This window comes from Mesorhizobium sp. INR15, from assembly GCF_015500075.1.
In the GTDB taxonomy this organism is placed as follows: domain Bacteria; phylum Pseudomonadota; class Alphaproteobacteria; order Rhizobiales; family Rhizobiaceae; genus Mesorhizobium.
This window is the reverse complement of sequence record NZ_CP045499.1, coordinates 365,048-389,300: the sequence shown is the minus strand read 5'-3', so window position 1 is coordinate 389,300 and position 24,253 is coordinate 365,048. Positions and strand designations below refer to the sequence as shown.

At 58.0% G+C, this 24,253-nt stretch carries 23 protein-coding genes and 3 pseudogenes; 6 read left to right on the top strand and 20 right to left on the bottom strand.

Annotated features, from left to right (window positions below; all coding sequences use genetic code 11):
* The 16 genes and pseudogenes from GA829_RS36175 to GA829_RS36100 form a co-directional block, all read right to left on the bottom strand.
* Positions 1-585, bottom strand: a pseudogene (locus GA829_RS36175) (cytochrome C); the annotation flags it as partial.
* Positions 586-603: 18 nt separating this feature from the next.
* Positions 604-1,038 (bottom strand): cytochrome c oxidase assembly protein, encoded by a 435-nt coding sequence (locus GA829_RS36170; protein ID WP_195180480.1) that lies wholly within the window; start codon positions 1,036-1,038, stop codon positions 604-606.
* Positions 1,035-1,307, bottom strand: a complete 273-nt coding sequence (locus tag GA829_RS37755; RefSeq protein WP_195180479.1) for a cytochrome c oxidase assembly protein — start codon at positions 1,305-1,307, stop codon at positions 1,035-1,037. Before GA829_RS37755 ends, GA829_RS36170 begins: the two co-directional genes overlap by 4 nt.
* A gap of 572 nt (positions 1,308-1,879) precedes the next feature.
* Positions 1,880-2,479, bottom strand: a complete 600-nt coding sequence (locus tag GA829_RS36160) for a cytochrome c oxidase subunit 3 (RefSeq protein WP_195180187.1) — start codon at positions 2,477-2,479, stop codon at positions 1,880-1,882.
* Positions 2,472-4,440 (bottom strand): annotated as a pseudogene (locus GA829_RS37750) (cytochrome c oxidase subunit I). Before GA829_RS37750 ends, GA829_RS36160 begins: the two are co-directional and overlap by 8 nt.
* Entirely contained in the window at positions 4,437-4,574 is a 138-nt protein-coding gene (locus GA829_RS36150; RefSeq protein ID WP_195180478.1) for a hypothetical protein, read from the bottom strand. Before GA829_RS36150 ends, GA829_RS37750 begins: the two are co-directional and overlap by 4 nt.
* Entirely contained in the window at positions 4,574-4,918 is a 345-nt protein-coding gene (locus GA829_RS36145; protein ID WP_195180477.1) for a cupredoxin domain-containing protein, read from the bottom strand. Before GA829_RS36145 ends, GA829_RS36150 begins: the two co-directional genes overlap by 1 nt.
* 57 nt (positions 4,919-4,975) lie before the next feature.
* The gene (locus GA829_RS36140; protein ID WP_195180476.1) at positions 4,976-5,413 is read right to left on the bottom strand and encodes a cytochrome c oxidase subunit II; all 438 of its coding nucleotides are present in this window, start codon (positions 5,411-5,413) and stop codon (positions 4,976-4,978) included.
* A 5-nt stretch (positions 5,414-5,418) separates the two neighbouring features.
* Positions 5,419-5,958 (bottom strand): c-type cytochrome, encoded by a 540-nt coding sequence (locus GA829_RS36135; protein WP_195179918.1) that lies wholly within the window; start codon positions 5,956-5,958, stop codon positions 5,419-5,421.
* A 15-nt stretch (positions 5,959-5,973) separates the two neighbouring features.
* Positions 5,974-6,957 (bottom strand): PQQ-binding-like beta-propeller repeat protein, encoded by a 984-nt coding sequence (locus GA829_RS36130; protein WP_463671736.1) that lies wholly within the window; start codon positions 6,955-6,957, stop codon positions 5,974-5,976.
* Between the two features lie 395 nt (positions 6,958-7,352).
* Positions 7,353-7,802, bottom strand: coding sequence for a hypothetical protein (locus GA829_RS36125; RefSeq protein WP_195180474.1), 450 nt, complete (start codon positions 7,800-7,802; stop codon positions 7,353-7,355).
* A gap of 61 nt (positions 7,803-7,863) precedes the next feature.
* A complete protein-coding gene (gene pqqE / locus GA829_RS36120; RefSeq protein WP_195179920.1) occupies positions 7,864-8,988 on the bottom strand; it encodes a pyrroloquinoline quinone biosynthesis protein PqqE in 1,125 nt (374 codons plus the stop codon).
* Positions 8,985-9,281, bottom strand: a complete 297-nt coding sequence (pqqD, locus tag GA829_RS36115; RefSeq protein WP_195179921.1) for a pyrroloquinoline quinone biosynthesis peptide chaperone PqqD — start codon at positions 9,279-9,281, stop codon at positions 8,985-8,987. Before pqqD ends, pqqE begins: the two co-directional genes overlap by 4 nt.
* Positions 9,278-10,036, bottom strand: coding sequence for a pyrroloquinoline-quinone synthase PqqC (pqqC, locus tag GA829_RS36110; RefSeq protein WP_195179922.1), 759 nt, complete (start codon positions 10,034-10,036; stop codon positions 9,278-9,280). Before pqqC ends, pqqD begins: the two co-directional genes overlap by 4 nt.
* The gene (pqqB, locus tag GA829_RS36105; protein WP_195179923.1) at positions 10,033-10,971 is read right to left on the bottom strand and encodes a pyrroloquinoline quinone biosynthesis protein PqqB; all 939 of its coding nucleotides are present in this window, start codon (positions 10,969-10,971) and stop codon (positions 10,033-10,035) included. The genes pqqC and pqqB overlap by 4 nt, the downstream gene beginning before the upstream one ends.
* Positions 10,972-11,092: 121 nt before the next feature.
* Positions 11,093-11,188 carry a pyrroloquinoline quinone precursor peptide PqqA gene (locus tag GA829_RS36100; protein WP_195179924.1) on the bottom strand — a complete coding sequence of 32 codons (96 nt, stop codon included), beginning with the start codon at positions 11,186-11,188 and terminating at the stop codon, positions 11,093-11,095.
* Positions 11,189-11,560: 372 nt separating this feature from the next.
* Between GA829_RS36100 and GA829_RS36095 the strand changes: the two are divergent.
* Positions 11,561-12,830 (top strand): annotated as a pseudogene (locus GA829_RS36095) (cation:proton antiporter).
* Between the two features lie 7 nt (positions 12,831-12,837).
* Here the strand turns inward: GA829_RS36095 and GA829_RS36090 are convergent.
* From GA829_RS36090 to GA829_RS36075, 4 genes are all read right to left on the bottom strand, one after another.
* A complete protein-coding gene (locus GA829_RS36090) occupies positions 12,838-14,172 on the bottom strand; it encodes a DUF2254 domain-containing protein (RefSeq protein WP_195179925.1) in 1,335 nt (444 codons plus the stop codon).
* A 44-nt stretch (positions 14,173-14,216) separates the two neighbouring features.
* The gene (locus tag GA829_RS36085) at positions 14,217-16,763 is read right to left on the bottom strand and encodes a membrane-bound PQQ-dependent dehydrogenase, glucose/quinate/shikimate family (RefSeq protein ID WP_195180473.1); all 2,547 of its coding nucleotides are present in this window, start codon (positions 16,761-16,763) and stop codon (positions 14,217-14,219) included.
* A gap of 128 nt (positions 16,764-16,891) precedes the next feature.
* Positions 16,892-17,353: a hypothetical protein gene (locus GA829_RS36080; protein ID WP_195180472.1), complete on the bottom strand. Its 462-nt coding sequence runs from the start codon at positions 17,351-17,353 to the stop codon at positions 16,892-16,894.
* A gap of 107 nt (positions 17,354-17,460) precedes the next feature.
* Positions 17,461-19,050 (bottom strand): GMC oxidoreductase, encoded by a 1,590-nt coding sequence (locus GA829_RS36075; RefSeq protein ID WP_195180510.1) that lies wholly within the window; start codon positions 19,048-19,050, stop codon positions 17,461-17,463.
* A 124-nt stretch (positions 19,051-19,174) separates the two neighbouring features.
* Here GA829_RS36075 and GA829_RS36070 point away from each other — a divergent pair, with 124 nt between their 5' ends.
* The 5 genes from GA829_RS36070 to GA829_RS36050 all read left to right on the top strand — a co-directional run bounded on the left by GA829_RS36070 (position 19,175) and on the right by GA829_RS36050 (position 24,250).
* On the top strand, positions 19,175-19,648 hold the full coding sequence (locus tag GA829_RS36070; protein WP_195180471.1) for a DoxX family membrane protein: 474 nt from the start codon (positions 19,175-19,177) through the stop codon (positions 19,646-19,648).
* A gap of 17 nt (positions 19,649-19,665) precedes the next feature.
* Positions 19,666-20,589 (top strand): SMP-30/gluconolactonase/LRE family protein, encoded by a 924-nt coding sequence (locus GA829_RS36065; protein WP_195180470.1) that lies wholly within the window; start codon positions 19,666-19,668, stop codon positions 20,587-20,589.
* Between the two features lies 1 nt (position 20,590).
* On the top strand, positions 20,591-21,352 hold the full coding sequence (locus tag GA829_RS36060) for a VOC family protein (RefSeq protein WP_195179931.1): 762 nt from the start codon (positions 20,591-20,593) through the stop codon (positions 21,350-21,352).
* A gap of 634 nt (positions 21,353-21,986) precedes the next feature.
* Positions 21,987-22,796 (top strand): SDR family oxidoreductase, encoded by an 810-nt coding sequence (locus GA829_RS36055; RefSeq protein WP_195180468.1) that lies wholly within the window; start codon positions 21,987-21,989, stop codon positions 22,794-22,796.
* A gap of 20 nt (positions 22,797-22,816) precedes the next feature.
* Positions 22,817-24,250, top strand: a complete 1,434-nt coding sequence (locus GA829_RS36050; protein ID WP_195180467.1) for a GH39 family glycosyl hydrolase — start codon at positions 22,817-22,819, stop codon at positions 24,248-24,250.
* Positions 24,251-24,253: the final 3 nt, after the last annotated feature.

The window sequence follows — 24,253 nt, the reverse complement described above, 5'->3', positions numbered from 1 at the left end:
AAGGTAAGCGCCGCGGTTCCAGGACGCCGAATGGGACGGATCGTCGTGATAGCGATGCGGTGAGAAGAAGAGGTTCTTCCATCCAGAAACCAGAAGCCGAATATTGAAAGGGAAGATCACTCGATTGGGCAGCGTCGTGTGGGCAATCGCAGGCGTCGCCATGACGGCCGCGTAGAGATCAACAACGTCTTGATCGCTCATCAGCGTCAAATCATTGTAGGGGAAGACGGGGTACAGATTTCCCCTTGGGCTATTGCCATTGCTCAGCGCATCGGAAAATTGCGCTAGCGTCCAGTTTCCTATGCCGGTTTGCTTATCCGGCGTGATGTTGGGCGGATAAAATGTTCCAAACGGTGTCGTCAATGGTTTGCCGCCGGAAAGTGCCGCGCCGCTGTTTTCGTGGTCCGTGTGACACGAACCGCACCCGGCGAGACGGATTATATAGGCGCCGCGGGCGGCGTCGCCCGCCAAAGCCAAGTTGCGTGGGGGTCCCGTGACGGGCTTCAAAAAATAGGTTGCTGTGGCCAACCCCAAAAGGGCCACCGCCGCGATCGACCATTTCCAGCGGGCGCCTATATTCACCATGATGCCTCGGGCTCGATGCTATCTGACATGGGTGCGACTGTTTCCCAACATACGCGACAATGCCCAGATGGTGCTGCCGAGATAGACGAAAGACGCAGGGATGCACATCAGCACGCCGGCCAGTACCTGGTCGTCAAGCCCATTGCCGGAATAGGCAGCGTAAAGCGGATGAGGAGCAAACATAATCAACGCCGAAAGGAACGAGCCTTGTATGCCGACCAATGAGACGAGGACGACCGCCATTGCTGGGCTGAGGCGTCGCTTGCCACTGGTGAGTACCACGCGCCAGAAAAACGTGGCGGCCACCAAAAGCGTGATGTGTTCACAAACGTGGACGGCTTCGTTGCCAAGAGCCCAGTCATAGGCCGCTGGAATGTGCCAGAACCACATCGTGGTGACGAATAAGCCTGCGGCTATCCAGGCGGCAACCTCCTTGTGGGCTGCTTGTTTCATGCCCGGGATCGCGGCGATTGCCTGCCCGATAAACGCCTGGTTGAAATTGAAAACGCTCGCAAAACGACAAGATGGCCATTTGAATATGCGAGGAGCGGCGCAACCGCGAGAATGAGCAGCAGATGTTGAAACATGTGGACCGAAAACAACTCTTCCGAAAGCGCGTCGACAGGTGACAGCAGTGCTAAAACAAGAGCTAGAACAGCAGCAAAAAACGCCAGCACCCTACCCTTGCTGACCGCCCATTTCTGATGTCGGCTCGAAAGCATTGTCACAGCCCGTCAGATACAGCGCCAGCAGAATGGCAAGCAGCGCCTCGACCGTGGGTCTCCAACCATGATGTCCAGACGGCCGAACCGGCGTCGTGGGCTAATGCGGGGCTGGCGGTTCCCGCCACTGCCGCACTCAGAAAAAGGGGACGGCGCATGGCAAGACCAGATAAGGACAAGCAGCGCGAACAGAGCGCCGACGAGAAAGATGGAACTCGAAACAATCCCAAAAGCCCTAGGAAACGAGTTCGGCCAGCTCCAGCCGTCAATGCCTCATGATGGTCCCGGGAGCTTCCGCTCGAGTAAGCCGCCATGTTCGGTGGCGGCGAACAATCCAAAGAGACAGGTTGCCACTGCAATCACCGCGATGATTGCAGTGGGCACAGTGAGGAACGGTATGATCGCAGCGGCGGGGCTTTAGGGCAACGATCGCCGTTTAGAAAATACGAAAGCAGCAATTGCAATAGCCACGCTCCCGGTGCCGCGAAAAGCCCCGCCAAAATCAGGTGGTAGGGCGCAACATGGCGCAAGGCGCAGGGTGTGAACACGTTTGGCAAGGGGGTGTAGAGCGCTCATGAGAATTGAGGGACCACATAGGCGGTGATGAAGACAACGATCCATACCACATCGACGAAGTGCCAGTAGAGCGCGCCAAGTGCGATATGCTCGTGATGTACGCCCCTGAACCGGCCCATAAGCGTCCAGACCAGCAGCATCGTCAGGATCAGTAGTCCCACCGCGACGTGTGCCATATGCACGCCGGTGAGAATGAAGAACGCGGAGCTATATGCACTGGTCGAGAGCACGATGCCTTTTCCCGCCCATTCGAAGGCCTGAATGATGATGAAGGCGGAGCCAAGGATTATCGTCCCTGCCAGCGCCAGCGCAAGTCTGAGGCTGTTCCCGGTCTGCCGGAATTGGCTTTGGCCCCAGGCGACCACGAAGCTGCTGGCGACCAAGATAACGGTGTTGGGGATCACGAGCTTCAGGCTCGGCGGTCCCGTCGGCGGCCAGGGACCGGTCTGCTGCGAGCCGAGATAGACGTAGCTGAAAATCAGATAGACAAACAGGATTGCCTCGGTCGCGATGAGGCAGGCCATTCCCCACCACGCGGTGGAAACAGTTCCGGACCCGCCAACCGGTAGTGTTTCGCTGGCTGTTCGGTCAGTCATGGATTTCGACCTCTTCCAATGCCGCGTGTGGCTCCGGCGTCAGCCATAGTGCCAGAACGCCGAATTCGCATACGGCGCCAAGGGCGACCAACCAGATGACTTGCGCCAACAAACCGAAAAACAACCCCGTCATGCCGACCGAGAGCAAGAACGGCAGAATGCTATCACCGGGCATCTTCAATACGACATTGGGCTCGGCATCGAGCGGTGTCACACCGATTGTCTCCTTGCCTTTATCCAGGACCATTCCGTCACGAACGGCATCGCCGATTATCGACCTCTCTTCGGTCTCCTTAAGGCGATCCTCCCACAGCGGATAACGCGAGGCGACTTGAGGAATCGTCGCAAAATTATAGACAGGCGGCGGAGACGTGGTCGCCCATTCAAGGGTTGGCGTCCCAGGGATTGTCACCTGCCGGCAGCCCGATTTGAGACTTTTTGCTACGTTGATAAGGAATAGAAAAACACCCACGGCGAAGACAAACGCACCGAGGGTCGACAACATGTTCAACCATCCGACGCCCATGTCCGTAGGGTAGGTATAGATGCGTCGGGCATGCCCATCAAGCCGTCACATGCATGGGAAAGAACGCGGCGTTGAACCCGATGAACATGGTCCAGAAGGTCCATTTGCCGAGCCGCTCGTCCATCATCCTGCCGGTCATCTTTGGAAACCAGAAATGCAGCCCGCCGACGACCGGGAAGACATTGATCCCGAGCAGAACGTAGTGGAGATGAGCGACGATAAAGTAGGTGTCGGTCAGTTGCCAGTCGAGTGCGACCGATGCGTCATGAAGCCCGAAACCCCGCCGATGACGAACAGCATTATAAAGCCGGCGAAGAAAAGGAATGGCGTTGTTAACTGAAGTTTGCCCGTCCAGATGGTTGCGATCCAGGCGAACACGGCGATCGCGCTGGGAATTGCGATGACGAAACTCGCGCACTGAAGAACGATAGGGACATTACGGAAGCCCTGTCGCGAACATGTGATGTACCCAGACGCCGAAGCCCAGGATCATCGTTGCCACGGTCGAGATCGCGACCAGCGTATAGCCAACCAGCGGTCGACGGCAGAAGACCGGGAGTGCGTCGGAAACGATGCCCATTGCTGGCAGGACAAGCGCATAAACCCAAGGGTGCCAAATATCCAGAACAGGTGCTGCCAAAGCAGAGGCTGACCGCCGCCTTTAACGTCGAAAGAAATGTGTGCCATATCGACGATCGAGCCAGAGCATGGCGCAGGCGAGGCTTACCGCCGGAACCGCGAGCAGGTTCGCAGCCGAGGCCGTGAGCGTGCCCCAGACAATATTGGCAGTCGGTTGACGGACATTCCGGGCGCACGACCTCAGCAGCGTCACGATGAAATTGCTGAACCGACCACAGTTGAAATGCCGAGAAAGACCAGTCCAAGCGCGAAACGTCCATGTTGATGCCTGGGTCGTATTCGAGGCTCGTGTTTGGCACGTATGCGAACCAGCCACCATTTGGCGCCTGACCAAGCGGAAAGCTGATGTAGAGGAAAATGCCCGCAAACAGAAAAACCCAATAGCTCAACGCATTCAGTCGCGGAAAAGCCATGTCGCGCGAACCCAGCATCAACGGCCACAGGTAGTTGGAAAAACCCGACAGCATAGGCAGGGCATAGAGGAACATCATGGTCGTGCCATGCATCGAGAAAAGCTGGTTGTAGGCATCGGGCGACAGAATTTTAAGGTCCGGCTGGGCCAATTGGACTCGCATCGCCAGCGCTTCGATCCCGCCGATCACCAGGAAGAAGAACGCTGTGCACAGATAACCGCGACCGCCCCCCGCCCCCGCGCCCCCCCCCCGCCCCCCCGGATGCCGATGGTCTTGTGATCGACGGTCGCCAACCAGCCGTACAGACCGGGGGCTGTTTCCCAGATATCGAGGAGTTTCCGGCGTCTGGAGGCAACTTCCATATTGGGGTGCACGGCCGTCATTTCAGCCCCTCCAGATAGGTGGTTACGTCGTCGATCTCACTGGCGAGCATATGGAGTTCCGGCATCTTGACGCCCGGCTTGATGGTCTGCGTGTTGTTGATCCATTTGGCCAGATTGGCGGGCGTGTTGGTCATCAGACCTGAAGCGATCGTCTCGCGATCCCGAAATGCGAGAGGTCAGGTCCCAGAATGCCTCCGGCGGGAGTACCCCTTATCGTGTGGCAGGCAGCGCAGCGCACGAGGAATGTCTTGAGGCGCGGATCATCCCCTGATCCTACGGTCGGTAGAAGCTGGCGGTCCCACCAGGCTTCGAAATCGGGTTTCGACAGCACGCGCACATTGAACGCCATGTTGGCATGCTGGAGACCGCAGAATTCGCTGCATTGACCGCGAAAGTCGCCGACCTTGTCAGCCTGGAGCCAGGTGACATTGGTGCGCGACGGGATCATATCCATCTTGCCGCCGAGTTCGGCACCCAAAAGGAATGAATGACATCCTTGGATGTCAAATTGATTTGTACCGGAACACCTACGGAATCACAGCTGATTGGCGGTGATGAATTCGCGCGCAGGATTCGACGATCGATATTTGACTGCCCACCACCATTCCTGGCCGATGACATCAATGCTGAGCGCGCTGGCCTGTGCCGGCTGACTGATCGAACTCACCGTAAGGAGCGTCCATACTGCCGAGCCAACGAGAAAGACTGTCGAAATTGCTACGCCAAATCCGATCCATCGAATGGCCGTACGATCATTGACCGGCGTTATCGCGAGATCGTGCGCCCGCCGTCCGCGCCATAGGGCCACGACAAGCAACACGCCGACAACAATGCAGACCGCGATCGAAATTGCCGTGAGGCCGAGGCCAAGGCTGGCAATGGCTCCAGCAATCGGGCTTGTCGCGTCGAGATAGCCGAGTGGAGACCCGCTGCAACCGGAAAGCGCAACGGTGAACAAAAAGAGAGACGCCACGCGCCTCATTGCTTTTGTCCCGCCGGGGCTCCCTGTCCCTGGTCAGCCGCCGCTTGCTGCTTGCCGTCACCCGACGAGGCGCTGAATGTACCGCCCAACGACTGCAGATAAGCGACCAGTTGCCACAAGCTTTGGGGAGGCAGAGCGTTACCCCAAGCCGGCATTCCTTGAGGGCGCCCCTCGTAAATGCTCTTGTAGACATCTATCGGGGTGCCGCCATAACGCCAGGCCGTGTCCGTGAGATCCGGTCCCATCCCACCCTTGGCTTTATAGCCATGACAACCCGCACAGTTCATCGACGTGAAGAGTTTCTTGCCTTCCTGGACAGAGTTAGGATCGTTAGCCAATGGATTCGCGGTGCTGGCACTCAGAGTCGGCGACCTACCCGCGCTCAAGCCCAGGGGGACAACCGCGGCAATTCCTTCCGGATAGGCGACGTCTATTCGATTCTGCGACTGCCTCTGTGTCATAATCAGCCATCCCGTCGCGCCTGCGCCGACAGCCAGGAGGATGAGCACGGCGATAAGAATGCGACCGAGTGACATGGCGAATTCTGGCGGTTACTGCTGCTGAGTGGCCGCTCCAACGGGGATAGGAGTGGCGTCGGCCGCTGTCTTGACTGTGTCGCCATCGACGGAAAAAAACATAGATCGTATTGCCGCGCGGCAGGAAGCCAGGCCGCTCCTTCTGCACCATCGCGGCACCTCCCACTCCGGCGGCAACAGCCACATACTGCCGGTTATCAGGCCCAATATAGGTGATCGGCTGTCCAATGATGCCCGAGCCGAGTTTTTGCGACCAAAGAACTTTGCCCGTCCACGCGTCTTAGCGCGCGGAAACCATCCATCCGTGGTGCCGTAAAAGATGAGATTGCTCGCCGTGCAATGACGCCACTCATGACCATGAATTTCTCTGGGACTTTCCCAGATCTTCTTGCCATGAGCTGGGTCCCAGGCGATCAGGCCGCCCCAGTTTCCATCGGGGCCGTCCACTGAAAACCGCTCCATCTCCATGCCATCATAGGGCGTACCGGAAATGTAGGAGACTTCGTGGTCCGTCAGGCCCATACAGATGTTGAACACACCGACATAGAGTAGCCGGTGTTCGGACTGAAGGCCGGCGGCTCCCAGTCCTTCTGCCCTATGTCGGGTGGACAGACCCTGTCGATCTTCACACCGGGCTTGGGGCTCGCGGGCCGGATCTACGATCGGCCGTCCAGCCTTCTTGTCGAAGCCGGTGGACCAGTTCTGATAGGCAAAAGTATTGGCCAGCAGCACTTCGCGGTGTTGCGGTCGATCGTGTAGGCATACGTGTTGCGGTCGAAATGCCACCAGAGTCTGACGCATCTTGCCGTCGATCGGCATGTCAAGCAGAACCGCTTCGTTGACGCCGTCATAGTCCCATTGGTCATGCGGGGTGAACTGATAGGCCCACTTGGCCATTCCGGTCTCTGGATCCCGCGCGAACATCGCGCTGGTCCACAAGTTGTCCGCCGGGACGCTGGGCCGGCACGCGGGACCAGGATTGCTGGTGCCATAGTAAATTGTCTTGGTCTTTTGTCATAGGACACGAACCCCCATGAAGCACCGGCACCCGTGTTCCAGGCGTCCACTGGCCAGGTTTTGATCCCCAGGTCCTTACCCTTCAATCCAGTCGTAATAGGGTTTGAAACTGTCGCCGATACGGACATCCGTGTCCGGGCCGACAGCGTGCGCGCGCCAGATTTCCTTCCGGTGCCGACATCCAGGGCGGCCAACCACCCATTGACGCCCATCTCACCGCCGGAGTTGCCGACGAATACTTTGCCGTCGGCGGGCAAAGGCCGATTGGGTCATGGTCACGCCATGTTCCAAGCTATCCAAGGCCGTCCGCCCAGACCTCTTTTCCTGTCGACGCATCAACAGCGACAGTGTGGTCGTCGAGGAGATTGTAGATCAATTTACCGTCGGCATAAGCCCAACCCCGAAGAACGGCATCGCAGCAGGCCTTGCCAATTGCCTGGGGGGAAGGATTGGGGTCGAACTTCCACTTGATCGAAGGTCCCGCTTCGAAAGATCAGCGCATAGGCCGTGTTGGGATAGGGCGAAACTACATACATCGTATCGCCTACTACCAGCGGCGCGCCCTCATGACCGTATTGCGTGCCGTCCGAGAATGTCCAGGCCACCTTCAGCTTGCCAACATTATCGGGGGTTATTTCTTTAAGAGGGCTAAACCGGGTGTTCGCATAATCGCGTGCCTGACTTGTCCATTCGCCGGGCTTGCCGGCGCCGGCAAAATTTGCCGTGGCGTCCGAGTACGATTTTGGTATCCCCGCCGTAGGTGCTGATTGCGCTTGTCCCGACCCTGTCATGGCAGCTAAAGCCGCTATGGTCAGTAGAATGCGCATGCAACCCTCCCCGCCTTTTCGGATTAACGCCGTGTGGCCTGAACGGTTGCATGCGTTTTTGCTATTTTGAGGGAGGTTGTTGGGCTATGCGGCGATAGACGAACGGGCTGATGTCTTTCTCGCCCGGCACAGCCCCTGACACGGCATTCCTGACCAATATTTCCATACGGGAATGGATGACCGATTTTACGCAAGCCGGGTCTGTTGCCGCGGCATCCCCCGCGATTGCCATCGCTTGGCAGCGACAGCCGCCCCAATCGATTTCGCGCCGATCGCAAGTGCGACAAGGCTCCTGCATCCAGTCGACGCCGCGAAACGCATTGAATGCCGGCGAGTCGCGCCAGATTTCCATGAGGCCGCGGGACCCGAATCGCTCGAAGGAGAGCGACGGTATCGTCTCCGCTGCATGGCATGGAAGCACCGTGCCGTCGGGTGTGACAATGAATGCGTCGCGCGCCCAGCCCCCCATACACGGCTTCGGAAAGGTGGCGAAATAGTCTGGGGTGACGAAGTCAATGTTCATGATGCCCGCCAGCCGCTCGCGCGCCGTCGCCACGATGTCGACCTGCCTGTCGACCGCAGCGCGATCAGGCATCAATGCACCGCGGTTGGTCAACGCCCATCCGGCGTATTGTACATTGGCGATCTCGAGGCGCTCGGCATCAAGCGAAAGTGCAAGTTCAATGAATCCCGGCACCTCTTCGATATTGTGGCGGTGGATGGGTGCGTTGATGGTCAACGGCAAGCCCGCCGCACGAGCGCGTCGCGCGGTGGCGAGCTTCTTCTCGTGGCTACCCCGATGATTGCCGATACGCTCTGTGGTCTCCGGTCTCGCACCCTGAAAACTGAGTTGCAGATGGTCGAGCCCAGCTTCAGCAAATGCCTCGATGCGGCCATCGGCAATGCCGACGCCCGCAGTGATTAGGTTGGTATAAACGCCTTGGGCGGAAAGCCTGGCTATGATCTGCTCGAGATCCCGGCGCAGCGTTGGCTCACCGCCTGACAAATGTACCTGAAGAACGCCAAGTTCGGCGGCCTGCTCGAACAGCTCCAGCCAGGTCCGCGTATCGAGTTCGCGATTAGCCTTCAGCAGTTCGACCGGGTTAGAGCAATAGGGGCATTGCAGGGGGCAGCGATGTGTTAGTTCCGCTAACATGCCGATAGGAGGTAGGAGGGGTGCGCTCATAGCTTGACCAACAGCTGGTCGGACCATCCCTGTAGGAACGCGATGACGTCGGTCGCAACGTCCTCCTCCTGCGCGTCATACTCGGCGGCAAGACCGGCGATGATCTGAGCGACCGAGGAACGCCCATTGCAACGCCGCAATATGTCGAGACTGATCTCGTTCGGCCAAAAAACCTTCTCGGGCGACAGTACGGCGAATGCGCTTCGGACGGGATCGAACTGAATGCGCACGTGTTTTGGCAGGAACGGAACAGAATGTGGTGCCAACAGCGCTCTTTTTCGCAGCTCCGTCATGGCGAAAGTTCCAGACAGAAGGCGCCGGGCGGTATGTTTGTCTTCTCGCCATAGGCATGCTGAAGAGCGTCTAGCATCGCCCAAAGGAGATCGCATTTGAATACGAGGGCATCGACCACCTGCTGCTGTCGCTCCGGCGTGGTGGCATGTTTGAGAACGTATGCCAAGGCGAAGTCGGCATCGCGCGTAGCCTGTTCGGGACGTCGCGTGAAATAAGCCAGCGTGTCCTCGGTGACGTAATCGTATTTAGCCAGCATTGCCGGAACTCGCTCGCCGATTATGGCCGGCGAGAACATCTCCGTCAGTGACGACGCGACCGCCTCCATTAGCGTCCGGTTCGTGCAGAAAGAGAGATAGGCACCGACTGCGAAACGTGTTGCCGGCAGCGCCAGCCGTTCGCTCTTGACGACGTCAGCGTCGAGACCGAGGGAGGTTGCAAGATGCAGCCATCGCTTTATACCCCCACTCCAGCCGTCCGCTCCGTCATGATCCTCGATGCGCCTGCGCCATGCAGCACGAAAGGCGGGATCCTCGGCACGGGCGAGGATCATCGCGTCCTTGCGAGGAATCACGGCTTGGTAACAAAAGCGGTTCAGCGCCCATGCTTGCATCTCCGTTTTCGAGAGTGCGCCGCTGATCATCTTTTGATGAAAAGGGTGACGGTGGTGGTAGCGTTCGGCCCCTACTTGTCTCAGCAGAGCTTCGAGTTTTATGGCCGACAAGCCTCCTTTAGCCGCGCGGTGGAAATCGCTCAAAATTCTATCTCCATTCCGTCGCGGGCCACTTCCCACCCTGCTGCCCGAACTGACATGTATTCGGCCGAGTTCTCATCAAGAACAGGGTTGGTGTTGTTGATATGGATGAAGACCCGGCGACTGATATTCAAATCGGCCAGAGCGGCGATGGAACCTGCGTTGCCCGACATCGCCAGATGGCCCATCCGAACTCCGGATTTATGACTGACACCGGCGGCAATCAACTCATTATCGGCATGGACCGTGCCGTCGAACAACAGGCAATACGCGTCGGTGAGCATTGCACGCAGGACGGCATCGATGCTCGCACAGCCTGGGATATAAAAGACCGCGCCGCCAGCGGTGCCACCAGCAACGCGAATCCCAATCGTGTCACCGGCATTCGAGCTGAAATTCGCATGCGGGTGCTGTCTGTCTTCCAGGTAGAGTGCGATCTTGCCCGATACAGGAAAGCACTCAACCGTCACACCCGTCTCAAGTCCTTCAGCATCGCGGATCGCCACTTCTTCCGCTAGCGGCAGTAAGCGTCTTGGGACAAGTTCCGGATCTAGGACGTTAAAGATAGAATTCGCGTCCAAGGCCGCCAAAACTTGTACCGTCGCATAAATAGCAAAGGGCTGCCGCTCTCGCAAACTGAGCAAGCCGGCGATATGATCGACATCGGCATTAGTGAGTACCACCGCACGGATCGGCGTCGAGCGGAGCTGCGAATTCACGGATGGCTGCAACACCGCCGTCTCCGCGATCTGCTGTCTGATATCGGGTGAGACGTTGAAAAGGACCCAAGCCGCCCCATCGGCCGAGACGGCGGCGCTGGATTGTGTACGTTTATGAATGCCTGCCAAACCAGAACGTGCTGCGCGGCTTAGGTAATAATTACAGTTCCATTGCGGCAAGCCACCGCCTGCGGCAGATCCGAGTATCTTCATGCGCATCAGGACGCCACTCTATTAGAGCAGTCGAATGAATTTTATAGCATTCTTCCGCTGAACGCTAACAGGCCCTTCGACATGGAAGGGGTAGCGCGCCCCGGTTTGGAAGGGCGCGCTTTACTGGCTATTTCTTCGAAGCAATCTCCGCAGGCAAATAGCGCGATATTTCAAAGCCCGCTGCCACCTGGCACATGGTCGGCTTCTTCCAGGTCTTCTTCATAGCTTTCTCCTTTTATACCAAGCGCGTCGGAGTCTGCCGTCACCAACCTAACGATACTTCATGGTGAGGGTTTAAGTGGTTATAAGGCCGTGAGCGGCTTTGCGTTGACACAACGTCGTGATGCGAATCCGGTTCCTCTGGAATTAGCATACGAACTCTTTTGCAACGGGCCTGGCTGGCGCCTCTCAAAGAGCCCCGTGTTCTCCATATTCTCAACTTTGACCGCACCGCGTACCTTTCCCATGGACGTGAAGACACGTACAAGATTGCGGCGCTGCAATCCCGACGGTTGGAACCGAGAACAACCGATACGGCGCTGGCCGCATCTTCGCAGCAATCTATTTTTTACCACCGCGACCTGGAGATAAGCCGCTGCTGTCGATATTCGAAATGTCTGCTCTCCTCCTGACGACGTCAGCGGTGTTGGGGTGGATCAATCATAAATTTCTGCCTATGCCGCACACCATCGGCCTGCTGACAATGAGTGTAGTGGCCTCGCTCATTTTGGTGATGATAGACGCCATCCTGCCAGAGCAGCACCTGTTCGAGCCCCTGACCAAGACGCTGCTCCAAATAGACTTTACATCGGTCGTCATGAACGGGATGCTGGCATTCTTGCTTTTCGCAGGTGCGCTCCACGTAGATTTTGGAACACTCCTCAGTCGCGCGGTACCTGTGATCGTGCTTGCTACTTTCGCCACTATAGCGTCGACCTTCATCATAGGCCTCCTGTTTTGGCAGGCCGCTGGCCTTCTTGGTCTTTCATTGCCGCTGTCGTGGGCGCTGGTTTTTTGGCGCGCTCATCAGCCCCACCGATCCGGTGGCTGTCATGGCCACGCTCAAGAATATTGAGGCCCCGGCAAGTCTCGAAGTAGAGATGCAGGGCGAGTCCCTGTTCAACGACGGTGTCGGCATTGTCGTTTTCACGATCCTGCTGGCGTTCGCGATCGGCGCGCCCGAGGAAAGCACGAGCCTGACGTCGGTCGCCGAACTCCTGATTGTAGAGGCCGGTGGTGGGCTTCTGCTGGGCATCTTAACGGGCTACATTGCCTATTGGGGCATGCGGCTGATCGACGACTACGCAATCGAAGTGCTCATTTCGCTGGCGCTGGTGACGGCAACCTACGCGCTCGCGCAGCGCATTCATGTCAGTGGCCCACTTGCAGTCGTAGCGGCAGGTCTGCTCATTGGCTATCGAGGGCCCCGCGATGCGATGAGCGACCGTACCCAAACATACCTTTTCGGTCTCTGGACACTCATCGACGAGGTTCTGAATTCGTTGCTGTTCCTGCTCATCGGACTGGAAGTGCTTATCTTGCGATTTGACCCGGCTTCACTGCTTGTCGCTGCCGCGGCCATTCCAATCGTGATCGCCGCACGCTTCCTCGCTGTCGGTGCACCCATCCTGGTCCCTTGGGTCAACCGGCTGATGTCGGGCCGCAACGTTCTGTTCCTGACCTGGGCCGGGATCCGCGGCGGCATATCCATTGCGCTGGCGCTCTCTGTTCCCGAAGGCACGGCAAAGCCAACGATCCTGGCGGCAACCTATGCGGTTGTGCTGTTCAGCGTGATCGTGCAGGGATCGACGCTCGGCTACGTCGCGCGCCGCACGGTGCTCAGTTACAAAAGCGGCAATGATTAAAACCGTGCTATTTCTTGGGTGCATTTTGGGTCAGCGCTTCGAGGTGGCCAAAGGGGCCATGGTCCTTCATCGCGAGGAAACCAGAATGCCTTCGGGTGATGTCTTGGATATCTTCGGGCGTTGAAATGTTGCGTTTCGCATCACCTACCACCAGATCGGCATGACGGTGCAAGGTAGCCCGGCGAGATGGGTCGTGCTCGCAACTCGTTACCGCCGTGAGCACGTCCAGCAAGCGAATGAGTACGGCGGCACTGCCTGCTGCATTCTGCCTGATCATGTGGAACATCGCATCCGCAAGTCCGTCATACCCGACGGCTGGAACGACGAGCACCGGGTTTCCTTCGTGCAGCAGCACACCAGCGGGCAGATGAAGTGGGGCGAGTTCACAGAGCGCGGCGCCGAAGCGGTCGATCACGCTCACAGCGGTATGCGGGTCGTTGATGCCCGGAGACAGCGCCCGCACGGCCACCTCGACAAGCTGTCGCACCGCGAATTCGATATCAGCAGAGCTCCCGCGCTGCGCACTCAAGGCGGTTGCATCGCGGATGGCTTCCTCTGCGCCATCTACCGGCGGCGTCATCAACGCGATCGGCGCCCCCGGAAACACAAAGTCGCCGGGTCGCACCAGCAATCTCACCGCCGTTCCTTTGTCGGCCGCCCATTCCGCCAATCCGGTGTCATCCAGCTGCTGCAGGTAACCTCGGCGACCATCCAGAATGACCGCTGCCTCTTTCCAGAACGACAGCGGAGGAGGCGATGGTTGTCTCTCTTTCACGGCTATTCGCCCGAATGCGCGCTGCACGTCCAGGCTGACCAACGCAATGACGGTGTCTACGTTAATGCGCCCCGCCATGTGGCCAACGAAGAAAACAAGAGTGGCGACGCAGACGAAAGCCAGCAGAATGCTGACGGTAAGCGAGAGATGCGGAACGAAAATGCCTTCATCCTGGGTGCGTACCGTGCGTAGGACCATGAGGGCATAGCAGAAAGTGCCGAGGAATGCGCCCAATGTGAATTGGTTGCCGCGGTCCTTGGTAAAGTTCCGCAAGAGGCGCGGTCCCATTTGTCCAGCAGCCAGTGAAAGCGCGGCAATGGTAATGGAAAAGACCGTGCCGGCAACACCTATAGTGGAGGAAGCGACCGCGCCCAACAAGGTTCGCGCACCAGTGCCGCCGCCGTTGTAAAGCCAGGAATTGTCCAGGAGGGACATCGGGATGACGCCGCTCCGATCAACGGCGACCATGCCAAGTGCCAGCACTATGCCTGCAGCGGTCATAGCAGCAGGAACCAGCCAAAACGTGTCGGCCAGAGACGTCAGGAATTTTCTGAGCCGAGCCTTCACGATTTCAAGTCGCGGCGGTCGTTATCTGATCCCAATCTAATCCCTCATCCGGATTTCGGCAGCGCGTAGGCAATGATGGAATCGCCTGCCGCCGTGTTGGTCGAGCCATGGCCGCCGGCAACGACAACAAGATATTGCCTCCCATCGGAGCCGAGATAGGTTGATGGGGTGGCCTGACCGCCCGCTGGGAGCCGGTCACGCCAGATCTCCTTGCCTGTCTTCAAATCATAGCCGCGTACATAATAATCGAGGGTCCCGCTAAGAAAAGCGACGCCGCCCTTGGTTATGATCGGGCCACCAATTCCCGGCACACCCATCTTGAATGGCAGCGGGATCGGCGAAAGATCGCGCACCGTTCCGTTGACATGCTTGTAGATCGTCTTGCCTGTCGTCAGATCGACACCGGCGACATAGCCCCAAGGCGGCGCCTGGCAGGGCAGCCCAAGCGGCGACAGGAATGCGCCCATCTTGGCCGCATAGGGTGCACCGAAATTCTCATTGAAGACGTCCCCACCTTCCTTGGTAACGACGCGTGTATATTGGTCCGGGCGCGGGATCATCTTCGACGTAAAGGCGAGGTAGACGGGCATTGCGAACATGATTTGACGATTGGGATCGACAGCCACCGCACCCCAGTTGAACGCTCCGAAATTGCCGGGGTAGATGATCGAACCCTGCTCTGTCGGCGGAGTATACCTTCCTTTGTAATATAGGTCGCGAAATTCGATCCGGCAGACAAGCTCATCCAGTGGCGATACACCCCACATATCCTTTTCTTGAAGCGGCTCGGGCTTGAACGAAATTTTCGACACAGGTTGCGTCGGCGCCGTCATGTCACCCTTGACCGCACCGGTAGGCGCGGGTTCCTCTTTGACGGGCAGAACTGGCTCGCCCGTCTTGCGGTTTAGGACATAGACCTCTCCCTGTTTGGTCGGCGCGACCAGTGCCGGGACCTCTGCCCCGCCAACAGTGAGATCCACCAGGCTCGGCTGCGCCGGGACGTCCATGTCCCAGAGGTCGTGATGGACCGTCTGGAAGACCCAGGCTGGTTTGCCGGTGTTGACATCCAATGCGAGGATTGAGGACGAATACTTTTCCACGCTGGCGCTGCGGCCGACTCCGTACTGGTCAGGCGATTGGTTGCCCATCGGCAGGTAAATCAGCCCGAGCTTGGGGTCATAGCTTGAAACACTCCACGAGTTTGGGGCGTTCTCAGAATAGGTCTGACCATTCGCGATGGGCGCCGTCGCATCGGGGTTCTTGGAATCGAAATTCCAGACGAGGTCGCCGGTGTTTACGTCGTAGGCCCGGATGACACCGGACGGTGACGTTGTCGCGACGTTGTCGTTGACGGAGCCGCCAACAATCACCAGGCGATCGGTCACGAGAGGTGGAGACGTGGAATAAATAGAACCGGGCGAGATGTTGGGCATGTTAGCCCAAAGGTTGATGGTGCCGTCGTCACCGCCAAAACCTGGGCAGATTTTGCCGGTTTCAGCACTGATGGAGATCAGCCGCCCGTCGGAAGTCGGTGCGAACAACCTCTTGATACATGTCGGATCAAGATTGGCCATTGCCGCAGTCGTCTTGTGGTTCACAACAGGGTTTGGATCGCCGCGCTTTGCCTGTCCTGTGACAACGTTCTGCGGTACCCCAGCCGCACCTGTTGTTACTTCGGCCGCACTTTCCGCTACTCTCTGCTCCTCGGTTTTGGTTGTGCTGTCCGCTGTCACCGGAGGCTGCTGGCCGGCGGCAGCGGGCTTTGCCGATGCGCCATCGAAGTAGGAAACACCACGGCAGGTCAGATGTTGGGTTGTCTGCTTGGCGGTCTGCTTCAAATGCGGGTCGAACCGCCATTTCTCTTTGCCAGAAACCGCATCGAGAGCAATCACCAGGTTGTGCGGCGTACAGACATAAACGGTCCCGTCAATCATGAGAGGCGTGTCTTCGTAGGTCGCTTCCCCCGGGTCGTTGGGGCCACGAATGTCGCCGGTATGATAGGTCCAGGCGACCTTGAGATTGTCGACGTTTGCTGGCGTTATCTGGTCGAGCGGCGAATAACGTCGACCAGCGTTGGTGCGGCCATAAGCCTGCCATTCGCCGTCTGGCACGCCGGTCTCAAGGGTCTTGTTTGTCGCCATCTGGGCGTCTGAAAACACACCGCTGGTGTCGTGAGGGCTCAGGAACATTGAATAGAGTCCTGCGACCAGGGCAACGGCTATTGATCCGGCGAGAATCCCGCTCGACGCGTCATAGCGGGCCCAGCCTATTTCAGGCCTGTGCAGGGAGCGAACCATCGGCGGAAGCAACAAAAGCACACCGATTACAACCAGTAGGCTGCCCCGTGCTGACAGCGCCCACCAGTCGAAGCCGACTTCGTAAACTGACCACACGAATGTCACTAGGACGGTGACGCCGTATAGCGCTAAGCCCTCTGGGCGCCGCTGGAAAAGCAGAAATGCCGAACCGGACATACCGACGCCGAGAAGGATGAAGAACCACGACCCACCAATCACTGCCAGCCATGCACCGCCAATGAAAATAAGAACGCCGAACAATCCTGTCAGCGACGAAACAATCGTGCGGTACATGGCTCAGTTCCTGTTTTTCGGTGCCTCAAGACGCTGGGCATCCAAGCAAATATGAACGCAACGCATTCCTGATAACCGTGAACGCCTAAGGTCGCGGACTGTTCCAAAGTGCAACATTTCGTGATTGACTATCGCCTTGCCGTCAGGAGCCATTGATCGCCGCTGGGGGCTCGCAGGGACCGTGCTGCGCTCAACAGTGACGCTCCATCCTTCGCTGGACCGCGAATAATATCGCGAGCCTGATCCGAACTGATCCCTGTTTCCTTCGCAAGGAACCAAATGCGAAATTCGATTTCCTCTTTTTTGCTGCGAATGTCGTTATCGCCGGGCTCATGTTTGGTCGGTTTTCTCGACCGCTTGCGCAAAGTCCGTTTCAACGGCTCAACCGCGTTCTTCTGCTCGCTGGACATGGGTCGCTGAGCGCCCGCCTTGTTTTGCCTCTCGCCAGGGGCCCGCGCCTCTGGCGGAGAACGCGGGCCGATCAAGCTTTGCCACCTGATCACGGCAAGCACCTCGATGCCTGCCACCCAAGACGAACTCTTAGAAGTGACTAATGTTCCAGTTGCAACGATCCGACTTTCTTCTTCCATGAATGGCTCGGATCCGACAAGGGACCCATCCGCCGCCTTCCTGCTTGCCCAGAACTAACGAGGTGCTTGCACCCAATGCCGCTCGGCCAGTTAGGACAGCGTCGCATTCAGACCAGCCGATCAACGATTCGGTCCGCCACCCGCAGTGCATTTGCGATGATCGTCAGTGTCGGGTTGACCGCACCGATGGAGGGAAAGAAACTTGCATCGGTGACATAAAAATTGTCTATCCCGTGAACCTTGCAGTCGCGGTCGAGCACCGAGTCAGCAGGGTTCTCCCCGAAGCGCAAGGTGCCTGCCTGATGGGCCGTCCCTCCGACGGGAACATCCTTTCCGAGATAGAGCTTGCGTTCGAAAAGATGGGGGTGAATGTCGGTCGCGCTGCATATAGCGCGAAGCTTGTCCTTCAATCTCTGGTGCGCTTCCATGTTGGTCGGCGTCATATCAAGGTGCACCCGACCATCCCGATAGTAGATGCGATTCTGCGACATAGGCAGGTCTTCCGAAGTCAGCCAAAAGTCGATCGAATGCTTGGCGAGCCATTCAAACGGCATTGTTGGAAACCATTGCATGAAGCCCGGCAGGCCTTCAGCCTCGATTTGTATCCCGTCCGACTTTCCCACCATTTGGATATGGCCGAGCGGGAATTCCCAGTCGTTTGCCGGGCTCTTATCGTGGCCGTGGTAGAAGTCGTTAAGGCCCAGGGTTTTCTGGAATTGCGTCGGATTGGGCGTCTTGGAGATTGCCAGAATCGTCGCATTGTTATGCCGCATGTAGTTGCGACCTAGCTGACCGGATGCGTTGCCCAGTCCTTCGGGGTGATTGTCGCTTGTGGAGCGCAGCATCAAAAGCGCTGACGACAAGGCGCCGCATGCAACGACGACGAGATCGCTCGTCATGCGGCATGTGTGGCCATCGAGCGTGACCTCGATGCCCGTCACCACCGTGCCATCCTGGTTCGTCAAGAGGCGTTCGGCATAGGCGCCGGTCAGTAGCGTCAGATTCGGATTGGATGCGAGCGCCGGGTCGACCGTGATGATCTGTGCATCTGCCTTTCCGTTGGTAAGGCTTGGGAAGCCGTCGAAGGGATCACAGCGCAAAAGCGGTGAATGTGGCGTTGCCTGACCGGTCTGGTCCTCGACCAGCAGAGCGCCCATCGGCAAGTGGAATGGATGCAAACCTTCCCGTTCCAAATCGTCGGAGAGCTGCTGAATGCGCGGTTCATGTGAGATTGGCGCAAAGGCGTAGGGTTTCGGCGATGGCGGTTCTGTCGGGTCTTCTCCCCGACGGCCCCGCACCTGGAACAGCTCTTCGGCAGCCTGATAATAAGGCTCGAACTCGTCGTATTTGACCGGCCATTCGGGCGATACGCCGTCGGGATGCCTGATCGTTTCGAAATCTTCCAAGCGAAGTCGGAAGAGAACGCCACCATAGACCTTGGAATTGCCTCCGACAAAATAATGCAAGCCTGGACGAAATTCCTCGCCTGAGGCAGACGTCCAAGTTTCCTCTGTTTGATAGCGACCCTGGCGGAAAACGGCGTCGGAATCCCAATTCTCGCGCTCACGCTTCAGGTAGCCACCCCGTTCGATCAACAGGATACGCTTGCCTGTCTGGGCAAGGCGCCAGGCCATGGTGCCGCCTCCTGGACCTGATCCGATGATGATCACGTCATACCGATCGTTCGATGCAGTCATCATCCAAATCCTTAGCGCTGCAATTCAATGATCCGCAGGCCACCATGTTCCCACCGCACCGCAATGGACGGCTTGTCGAAACGGTTAAGCTGCCCAATATCAGTTATCCCTCACATCGAGGAAAGTGACAGTGGCCATTGCAATAACTTTTACAACACGGCTCCTTCTGATCCTCCTCTTTCTGCCCTTCAGCGCCATGGACAAGGTCATCAATTTCCACGGGGCTGTTGACCAGGCAAATGAGATGGCAGGTTCCAAGATGACCGCTAAAGTGCTGATCCTGACCGGCCTGTTCGTCGAAATCGTCATGTCGCTTGGCGTATTGACCGGCATAGCGGATCGGCTTGCCGCCTTCGTCCTCGCCGGCTACTGCATGGTGACCGCGCTTTTATGGAAGCAGTTCTGGGCGACCGATGATTTCACATTGGTGGGACCGAGTAAGGGCCGTGACGTTTTTTGGGACTTCCTGAAGAATTTCGCGTTGGCCGGCGGCTTTCTGCTGATCACTTTCGGCGGACGCGCCGATGAAGCCAGCGCTTTCGTGCACGCGCCTTTTGCATCGACCTATCCCTACGCGCATGATGTCGCGTTGCCGTAATGACCCCAGCATCGATAATGACAACCGGCAGCCCGATCGAAATCATCGACCCCAAGTTCTCCTCCTACATCCTCGCCAACGCCCCGCTTGAAGAACTGGCGTCAGGTTTCCGATGGATCGAAGGGTTGGTCTGGATGGGCGACTGGGGATGCCTGCTGTTTCAAGACCTTCCGCGCGACCGCACTATGCGTTGGACCGAGACCGGGGGCGTTTCCGTCTGGCGCTCGCCATCAGCCAACGCCAATGGGCAGGCGCGAGATTGCCAGGGACGCGTTGTGTTCTGTTCTCATCTCGACGGGGCCGTCGGTCGCGTCGAACACGACGGTTCTGTCACCACTCTCGTCTCGCATTTCAACGGCCGCCGGTTGAACTCACCCAATGACATCGTGGTGAAATCGGACGGCACGATCTGGTTTACCGATCCCGTCTACGGCATCTCCAACGACTATGAAGGCCTCCGACGGAAGAGTGAGCTCGCACCCGCCGTCTATCGTTTCGATCCGGCCACAAAGGGCTTAACCACTATCTCAAGCGCATTCGAAGGACCGAACGGCCTTGCCTTTTCGCCCGACGAATCGCGGCTTTACATCGCCGAGACTGGCGACCAGACGAAACCGAACCCGGCTCAGGTGATGAAGGTCTGCGACGTATCACCGGATGGCCGTGCCATCTCCGGCCTATGTGATTTCTACAAGGTCGAGCCGGGCTATACTGACGGCTTGGCGCTCGACGAAGACGGCAATGTCTGGTCAAGCGCAAAGGACGGCGTTCATTGCATCAGCCCGCAGGGGGAATTGTTGGGAAAGATCGGCGTCCCCTACCGCGTCTCGAATTTGTGCTTCGGCGGCGGACCGCATCTGAATCGGCTGTTCATCGGCGGATCGCATACGCTCTACGCCATTTTCCTAAATCGGCGCGGCGCGCGCACGCCAAGAGGGTGACATGGCCAGGGTTGAAGCCTTTCGGCTGCTGTCGACCGCGCCAAACGCACTGGCTGGCTTTTATCAAAATGTCTTCGGCTTCAACCGCGCGGACACCGACCGGCTGTTCCTGGGTCCCAGCGCATTGGAGATCGGCCGGGCAAAACTCGCCTATCCTCAAGACATCACCGGCAACGATCCCCGGTTTCAGCATTGCGCCATCGTCGTCACCGATATGGGCAAGGCATGCGAGGCGCTGGCCAAGCATGATGGCTGGTCGCCAATTACGCTTGACGGACCACAGCGGCTGCCAGCGGCTTCAGGTGGCGTAGCGGCGTTCAAGTTCCGGGACCCCGAAGGCCATCCGCTTGAGTTCATATGCTTCCCCCCAGACCGGGTGCCCGAATTGTGGAAGGGGCATGAGGGCATATTTCTAGGCATCGACCACAGCGCCATGGCGGTGGCGGATACTGAGCGCAGCCTTCACTTCTACGAGAGCATCGGTTTGCGTATCGGATCACGGCAAGTCAATCGTGGCGCCGAGCAGGGTCGGCTTGACAACATGGCAGCCGGCACGGCAACACAAGTCGAGGTAATCGGCCTCGAATTTGACGGCAGCTCCGGCCCGCATCTGGAGCTCCTTGCTTACCGCGACCCAGAAATGCGCGCTGAAAAGCCCGTTTCAGATGAAAGCGCCGCAGCGACGCATGTGGTGATCGAGGGGCATCCTGGTTTCGAAGGCATCATATTCGACCCAGACGGTCATCGACTGGATTTCCGATAGTTGTGGTCTCAAGGTCAGCGGAATGCGCAAGGCGCTGCTGGCGCATCCCTATCCTCGAATTGCACAACCATCAACGTGGCAGGTGATGAACCGACAGTGCCTGACAAATGCCCTTTCCTGCCGTTCCGCTCTCGGCATCCCTGGTCGCCCCCGAAGGAAAACTCTCCCGGCCCCATCTCGACGCGCGTGCCGTCCATGGCCTCCACGAACCAGCGGCCCGAAAGTGGGATGATCCATTGCGGCTTCGGGTTCTCGTGCCAAGCGCCGACCCAGCCTACAGGCTGAACAGTCACCATCGTTGTCATTCTGCCGCTTGTCTTGTCGCCTTGCCATTGCGGATCGGCCGGCGGTTGCATCGACCGCAACTGGAAACTTTCCATAAGGCATCGGGTAAGCCGGCTTAAGCCCTCCCTGTCGGTCCAGAGATGCCAATAAGGGATAGTCGGCATATGCGATGCGTCGGCACTCATGGATATTTCTCCGTGTTCAAACAATCGTGTCGAAACCAAAAGAACTGGCCAAGCATTAGGTTGGCATGTCCAATTGCCGCAGGGCACACTTACGTCTGACAAAAATGGCACCAGCACGTTGATTTGGCATCGTGCTTCCCACCCGATGTGAGAAACAATTCAAAATGTCTTTCTTAAAACCTTTAACGGGTCAAAAGGCACTCGTGACTGGCGCAAATTCCGGGATTGGGGAGGGTGTCGCAATCGCGCTCGGTGCGGCGGGAGCCGATGTGGTTGTCAACTATGTAACAAACGAGGACGCGGCAACGAAGGTTGTCGATAGGATCCGCGCTGGCGGGGCGAACGCGCTGGCGTTGCAAGCCGACGTTTCCAGCCAAAACGAAGTCGAAGCGATGTTTGCCAGAGCGATCGAAGAGTTCGGCACACTCGACATCCTGGTCGCGAATGCCGGCCTGCAACAAGACGCCCCCTTTACCGAGATGACTTTGGAAAAGTGGAACAAGGTTCTCGATGTCAATCTGACCGGCCAGTTCCTGTGCGCGCAGGCTGCGACACGGGAATTTCTTCGCCGTGGCGTAGTACCTTCCGTGTCGCGAGCCGCAGGCAAGATTGTCTGCATGAGCTCGGTGCATCAGGTCATTCCCTGGGCCGGTCATGCCAACTACGCCACGTCCAAAGGCGGTATCAAGCTGTTGATGGAAAGTATGGCGCAGGAACTCGCGCCCAAGGGTATCCGCGTCAATGCTATCGCGCCAGGCGCAATTCGCACGCCGATCAACACATCGGCCTGGAGCACACCCGAAGCCATGAAATCGCTGCTTACACTGGTCCCCTATGGTCGGATCGGTGAACCAGAAGATATCGCCAGGGCTGCTGTATGGCTCGCTTCCGACGACTCCGACTACGTGGTTGGCACCACCTTGTTCGTCGATGGCGGAATGACGCTGTATCCAGGGTTTGCGACGGGCGGCTGAACGAAAAAGGAAATACCGGTATGGCTGCGAACTTTTCGGGCGATCTAGGCGCGCGATCAACGCCCTTGCCCCATTTCTGGGAACACACAATCGGAAGCGGCCATGCGACGCTCGGGCTGCGGGCCGATTGGCAAGCGCAGCTCAAACGCGCACATGACGAGCTCGGCATGCGGCATGCGCGCTTTCACGGCATCCTGGACGATGACATGGGAACACTGATCGAGCAGGGTGGAGAATTCATCTATTCGTTCTTCAATGCCGACCAGGTTTTCGACTTTTTGCTGTCGATTGGCATGAGGCCGTTTGTCGAGCTCAGCTTCATGCCGACGGCGCTGGCGTCAGGAGATGAGACACAGTTCCATTACCGCGCCAACATCACCAAGCCGCGCGATCCAGCGCAGTGGTCCGTTCTCATTCGCAACCTGGTGGAGCATTGGGTCGAACGCTACGGTCTGGCCGAGGTTCGGCAATGGTTTTTCGAAGTCTGGAACGAACCTAATCTCAAGGCTTTCGGGTCTGGCAAACAATCGGACTATTTCGAACTCTACCGGTACACCGTCGAAGCCATCAAATCGGTCGACGGAAAGCTGAAAGTCGGCGGCCCGGCCACTGCGGCAAATGCATGGATTGAAGACTTCCTGGCATTCTGCAAATCAAACAAGCTGCCGGTCGACTTCATCAGCACGCACCACTACCCTACCGACGCATTCGGCAATCCAGGCGACGACACCGAGGCCCAGCTTGCCGCAAGCAAACGCAGCGTACTGCGTGACCAGGCACGTGACGTGCGCGAAAAAGCCGGCGGGCTTCCAGTCTATTACACGGAATGGTGCACCTCCTCGAACCCACGCGATTTCATGCACGACGACCCCTACGCGGCTGCCTTCATCGTCAAGACAGTGCTCGAGGCCAACACGCTGGTCGAAGGCTATAGCTATTGGACGTTTTCCGACATTTTCGAGGAGAACTATTTCCCGTCACTTCCTTTCCAGGGCGGATTCGGACTGATGAACATACATGGCATCGCCAAGCCGTCTTACCGGGCCTACCATTTGCTCCATGGCTTGGGCACCGAGATGCTGCCTGTCGGAGGGTCGCATGAAACGGTCGATGCCTGGCTGGTCCGCGGCGAAAGAGGGGCAACGTTAATGCTGACGAACTTCGCTCTGCCCCGCCACGATATCGACAGCGAGAAGGTCTCCTTCACCATGACCTGCACACAGCCGATAACCAAGGCGACGATCCAGCGCATCGATGTCGACCACGCCAACGCGAAACGCCATTGGGAACAGATCGGCAAGCCAAAATACCCGAATGGCGAAAGCCTCGCCGCCCTTCACGAGACGTCGCAATTGAAGGAAGAGGAGATCGCGTTCACGATGGACGGCCATATGCTGAAGCTCGACCTCATCATGCCGCCCCAGGCGGTTGCCGCAATCCGCTTCCGTTTCTAGGCC

What these genes read in the sequence shown, in the direction of transcription:
- GA829_RS36050 (WP_195180467.1), top strand. Translation starts at nt 22,817, where the DNA reads ATGGCTGCGAACTTTTCGGGCGATCTAGGCGCGCGATCAACGCCCTTG.
- GA829_RS36080 (WP_195180472.1), bottom strand. Translation starts at nt 17,353, where the DNA reads ATGGAAGAAGAAAGTCGGATCGTTGCAACTGGAACATTAGTCACTTCT.
- GA829_RS36075 (WP_195180510.1), bottom strand. Translation starts at nt 19,050, where the DNA reads ATGACTGCATCGAACGATCGGTATGACGTGATCATCATCGGATCAGGT.
- pqqB (WP_195179923.1), bottom strand. Translation starts at nt 10,971, where the DNA reads ATGCGCATGAAGATACTCGGATCTGCCGCAGGCGGTGGCTTGCCGCAA.
- GA829_RS36055 (WP_195180468.1), top strand. Translation starts at nt 21,987, where the DNA reads ATGTCTTTCTTAAAACCTTTAACGGGTCAAAAGGCACTCGTGACTGGC.
- GA829_RS36150 (WP_195180478.1), bottom strand. Translation starts at nt 4,574, where the DNA reads ATGACCAACACGCCCGCCAATCTGGCCAAATGGATCAACAACACGCAG.
- GA829_RS36065 (WP_195180470.1), top strand. Translation starts at nt 19,666, where the DNA reads ATGACAACCGGCAGCCCGATCGAAATCATCGACCCCAAGTTCTCCTCC.
- GA829_RS36125 (WP_195180474.1), bottom strand. Translation starts at nt 7,802, where the DNA reads ATGCGCATTCTACTGACCATAGCGGCTTTAGCTGCCATGACAGGGTCG.
- GA829_RS36100 (WP_195179924.1), bottom strand. Translation starts at nt 11,188, where the DNA reads ATGAAGAAGACCTGGAAGAAGCCGACCATGTGCCAGGTGGCAGCGGGC.
- GA829_RS36170 (WP_195180480.1), bottom strand. Translation starts at nt 1,038, where the DNA reads ATGAAACAAGCAGCCCACAAGGAGGTTGCCGCCTGGATAGCCGCAGGC.
- GA829_RS37755 (WP_195180479.1), bottom strand. Translation starts at nt 1,307, where the DNA reads ATGCTTTCGAGCCGACATCAGAAATGGGCGGTCAGCAAGGGTAGGGTG.
- pqqD (WP_195179921.1), bottom strand. Translation starts at nt 9,281, where the DNA reads ATGACGGAGCTGCGAAAAAGAGCGCTGTTGGCACCACATTCTGTTCCG.
- pqqE (WP_195179920.1), bottom strand. Translation starts at nt 8,988, where the DNA reads ATGAGCGCACCCCTCCTACCTCCTATCGGCATGTTAGCGGAACTAACA.
- GA829_RS36085 (WP_195180473.1), bottom strand. Translation starts at nt 16,763, where the DNA reads ATGTACCGCACGATTGTTTCGTCGCTGACAGGATTGTTCGGCGTTCTT.
- GA829_RS36135 (WP_195179918.1), bottom strand. Translation starts at nt 5,958, where the DNA reads ATGTCACTCGGTCGCATTCTTATCGCCGTGCTCATCCTCCTGGCTGTC.
- GA829_RS36160 (WP_195180187.1), bottom strand. Translation starts at nt 2,479, where the DNA reads ATGACTGACCGAACAGCCAGCGAAACACTACCGGTTGGCGGGTCCGGA.
- GA829_RS36060 (WP_195179931.1), top strand. Translation starts at nt 20,591, where the DNA reads ATGGCCAGGGTTGAAGCCTTTCGGCTGCTGTCGACCGCGCCAAACGCA.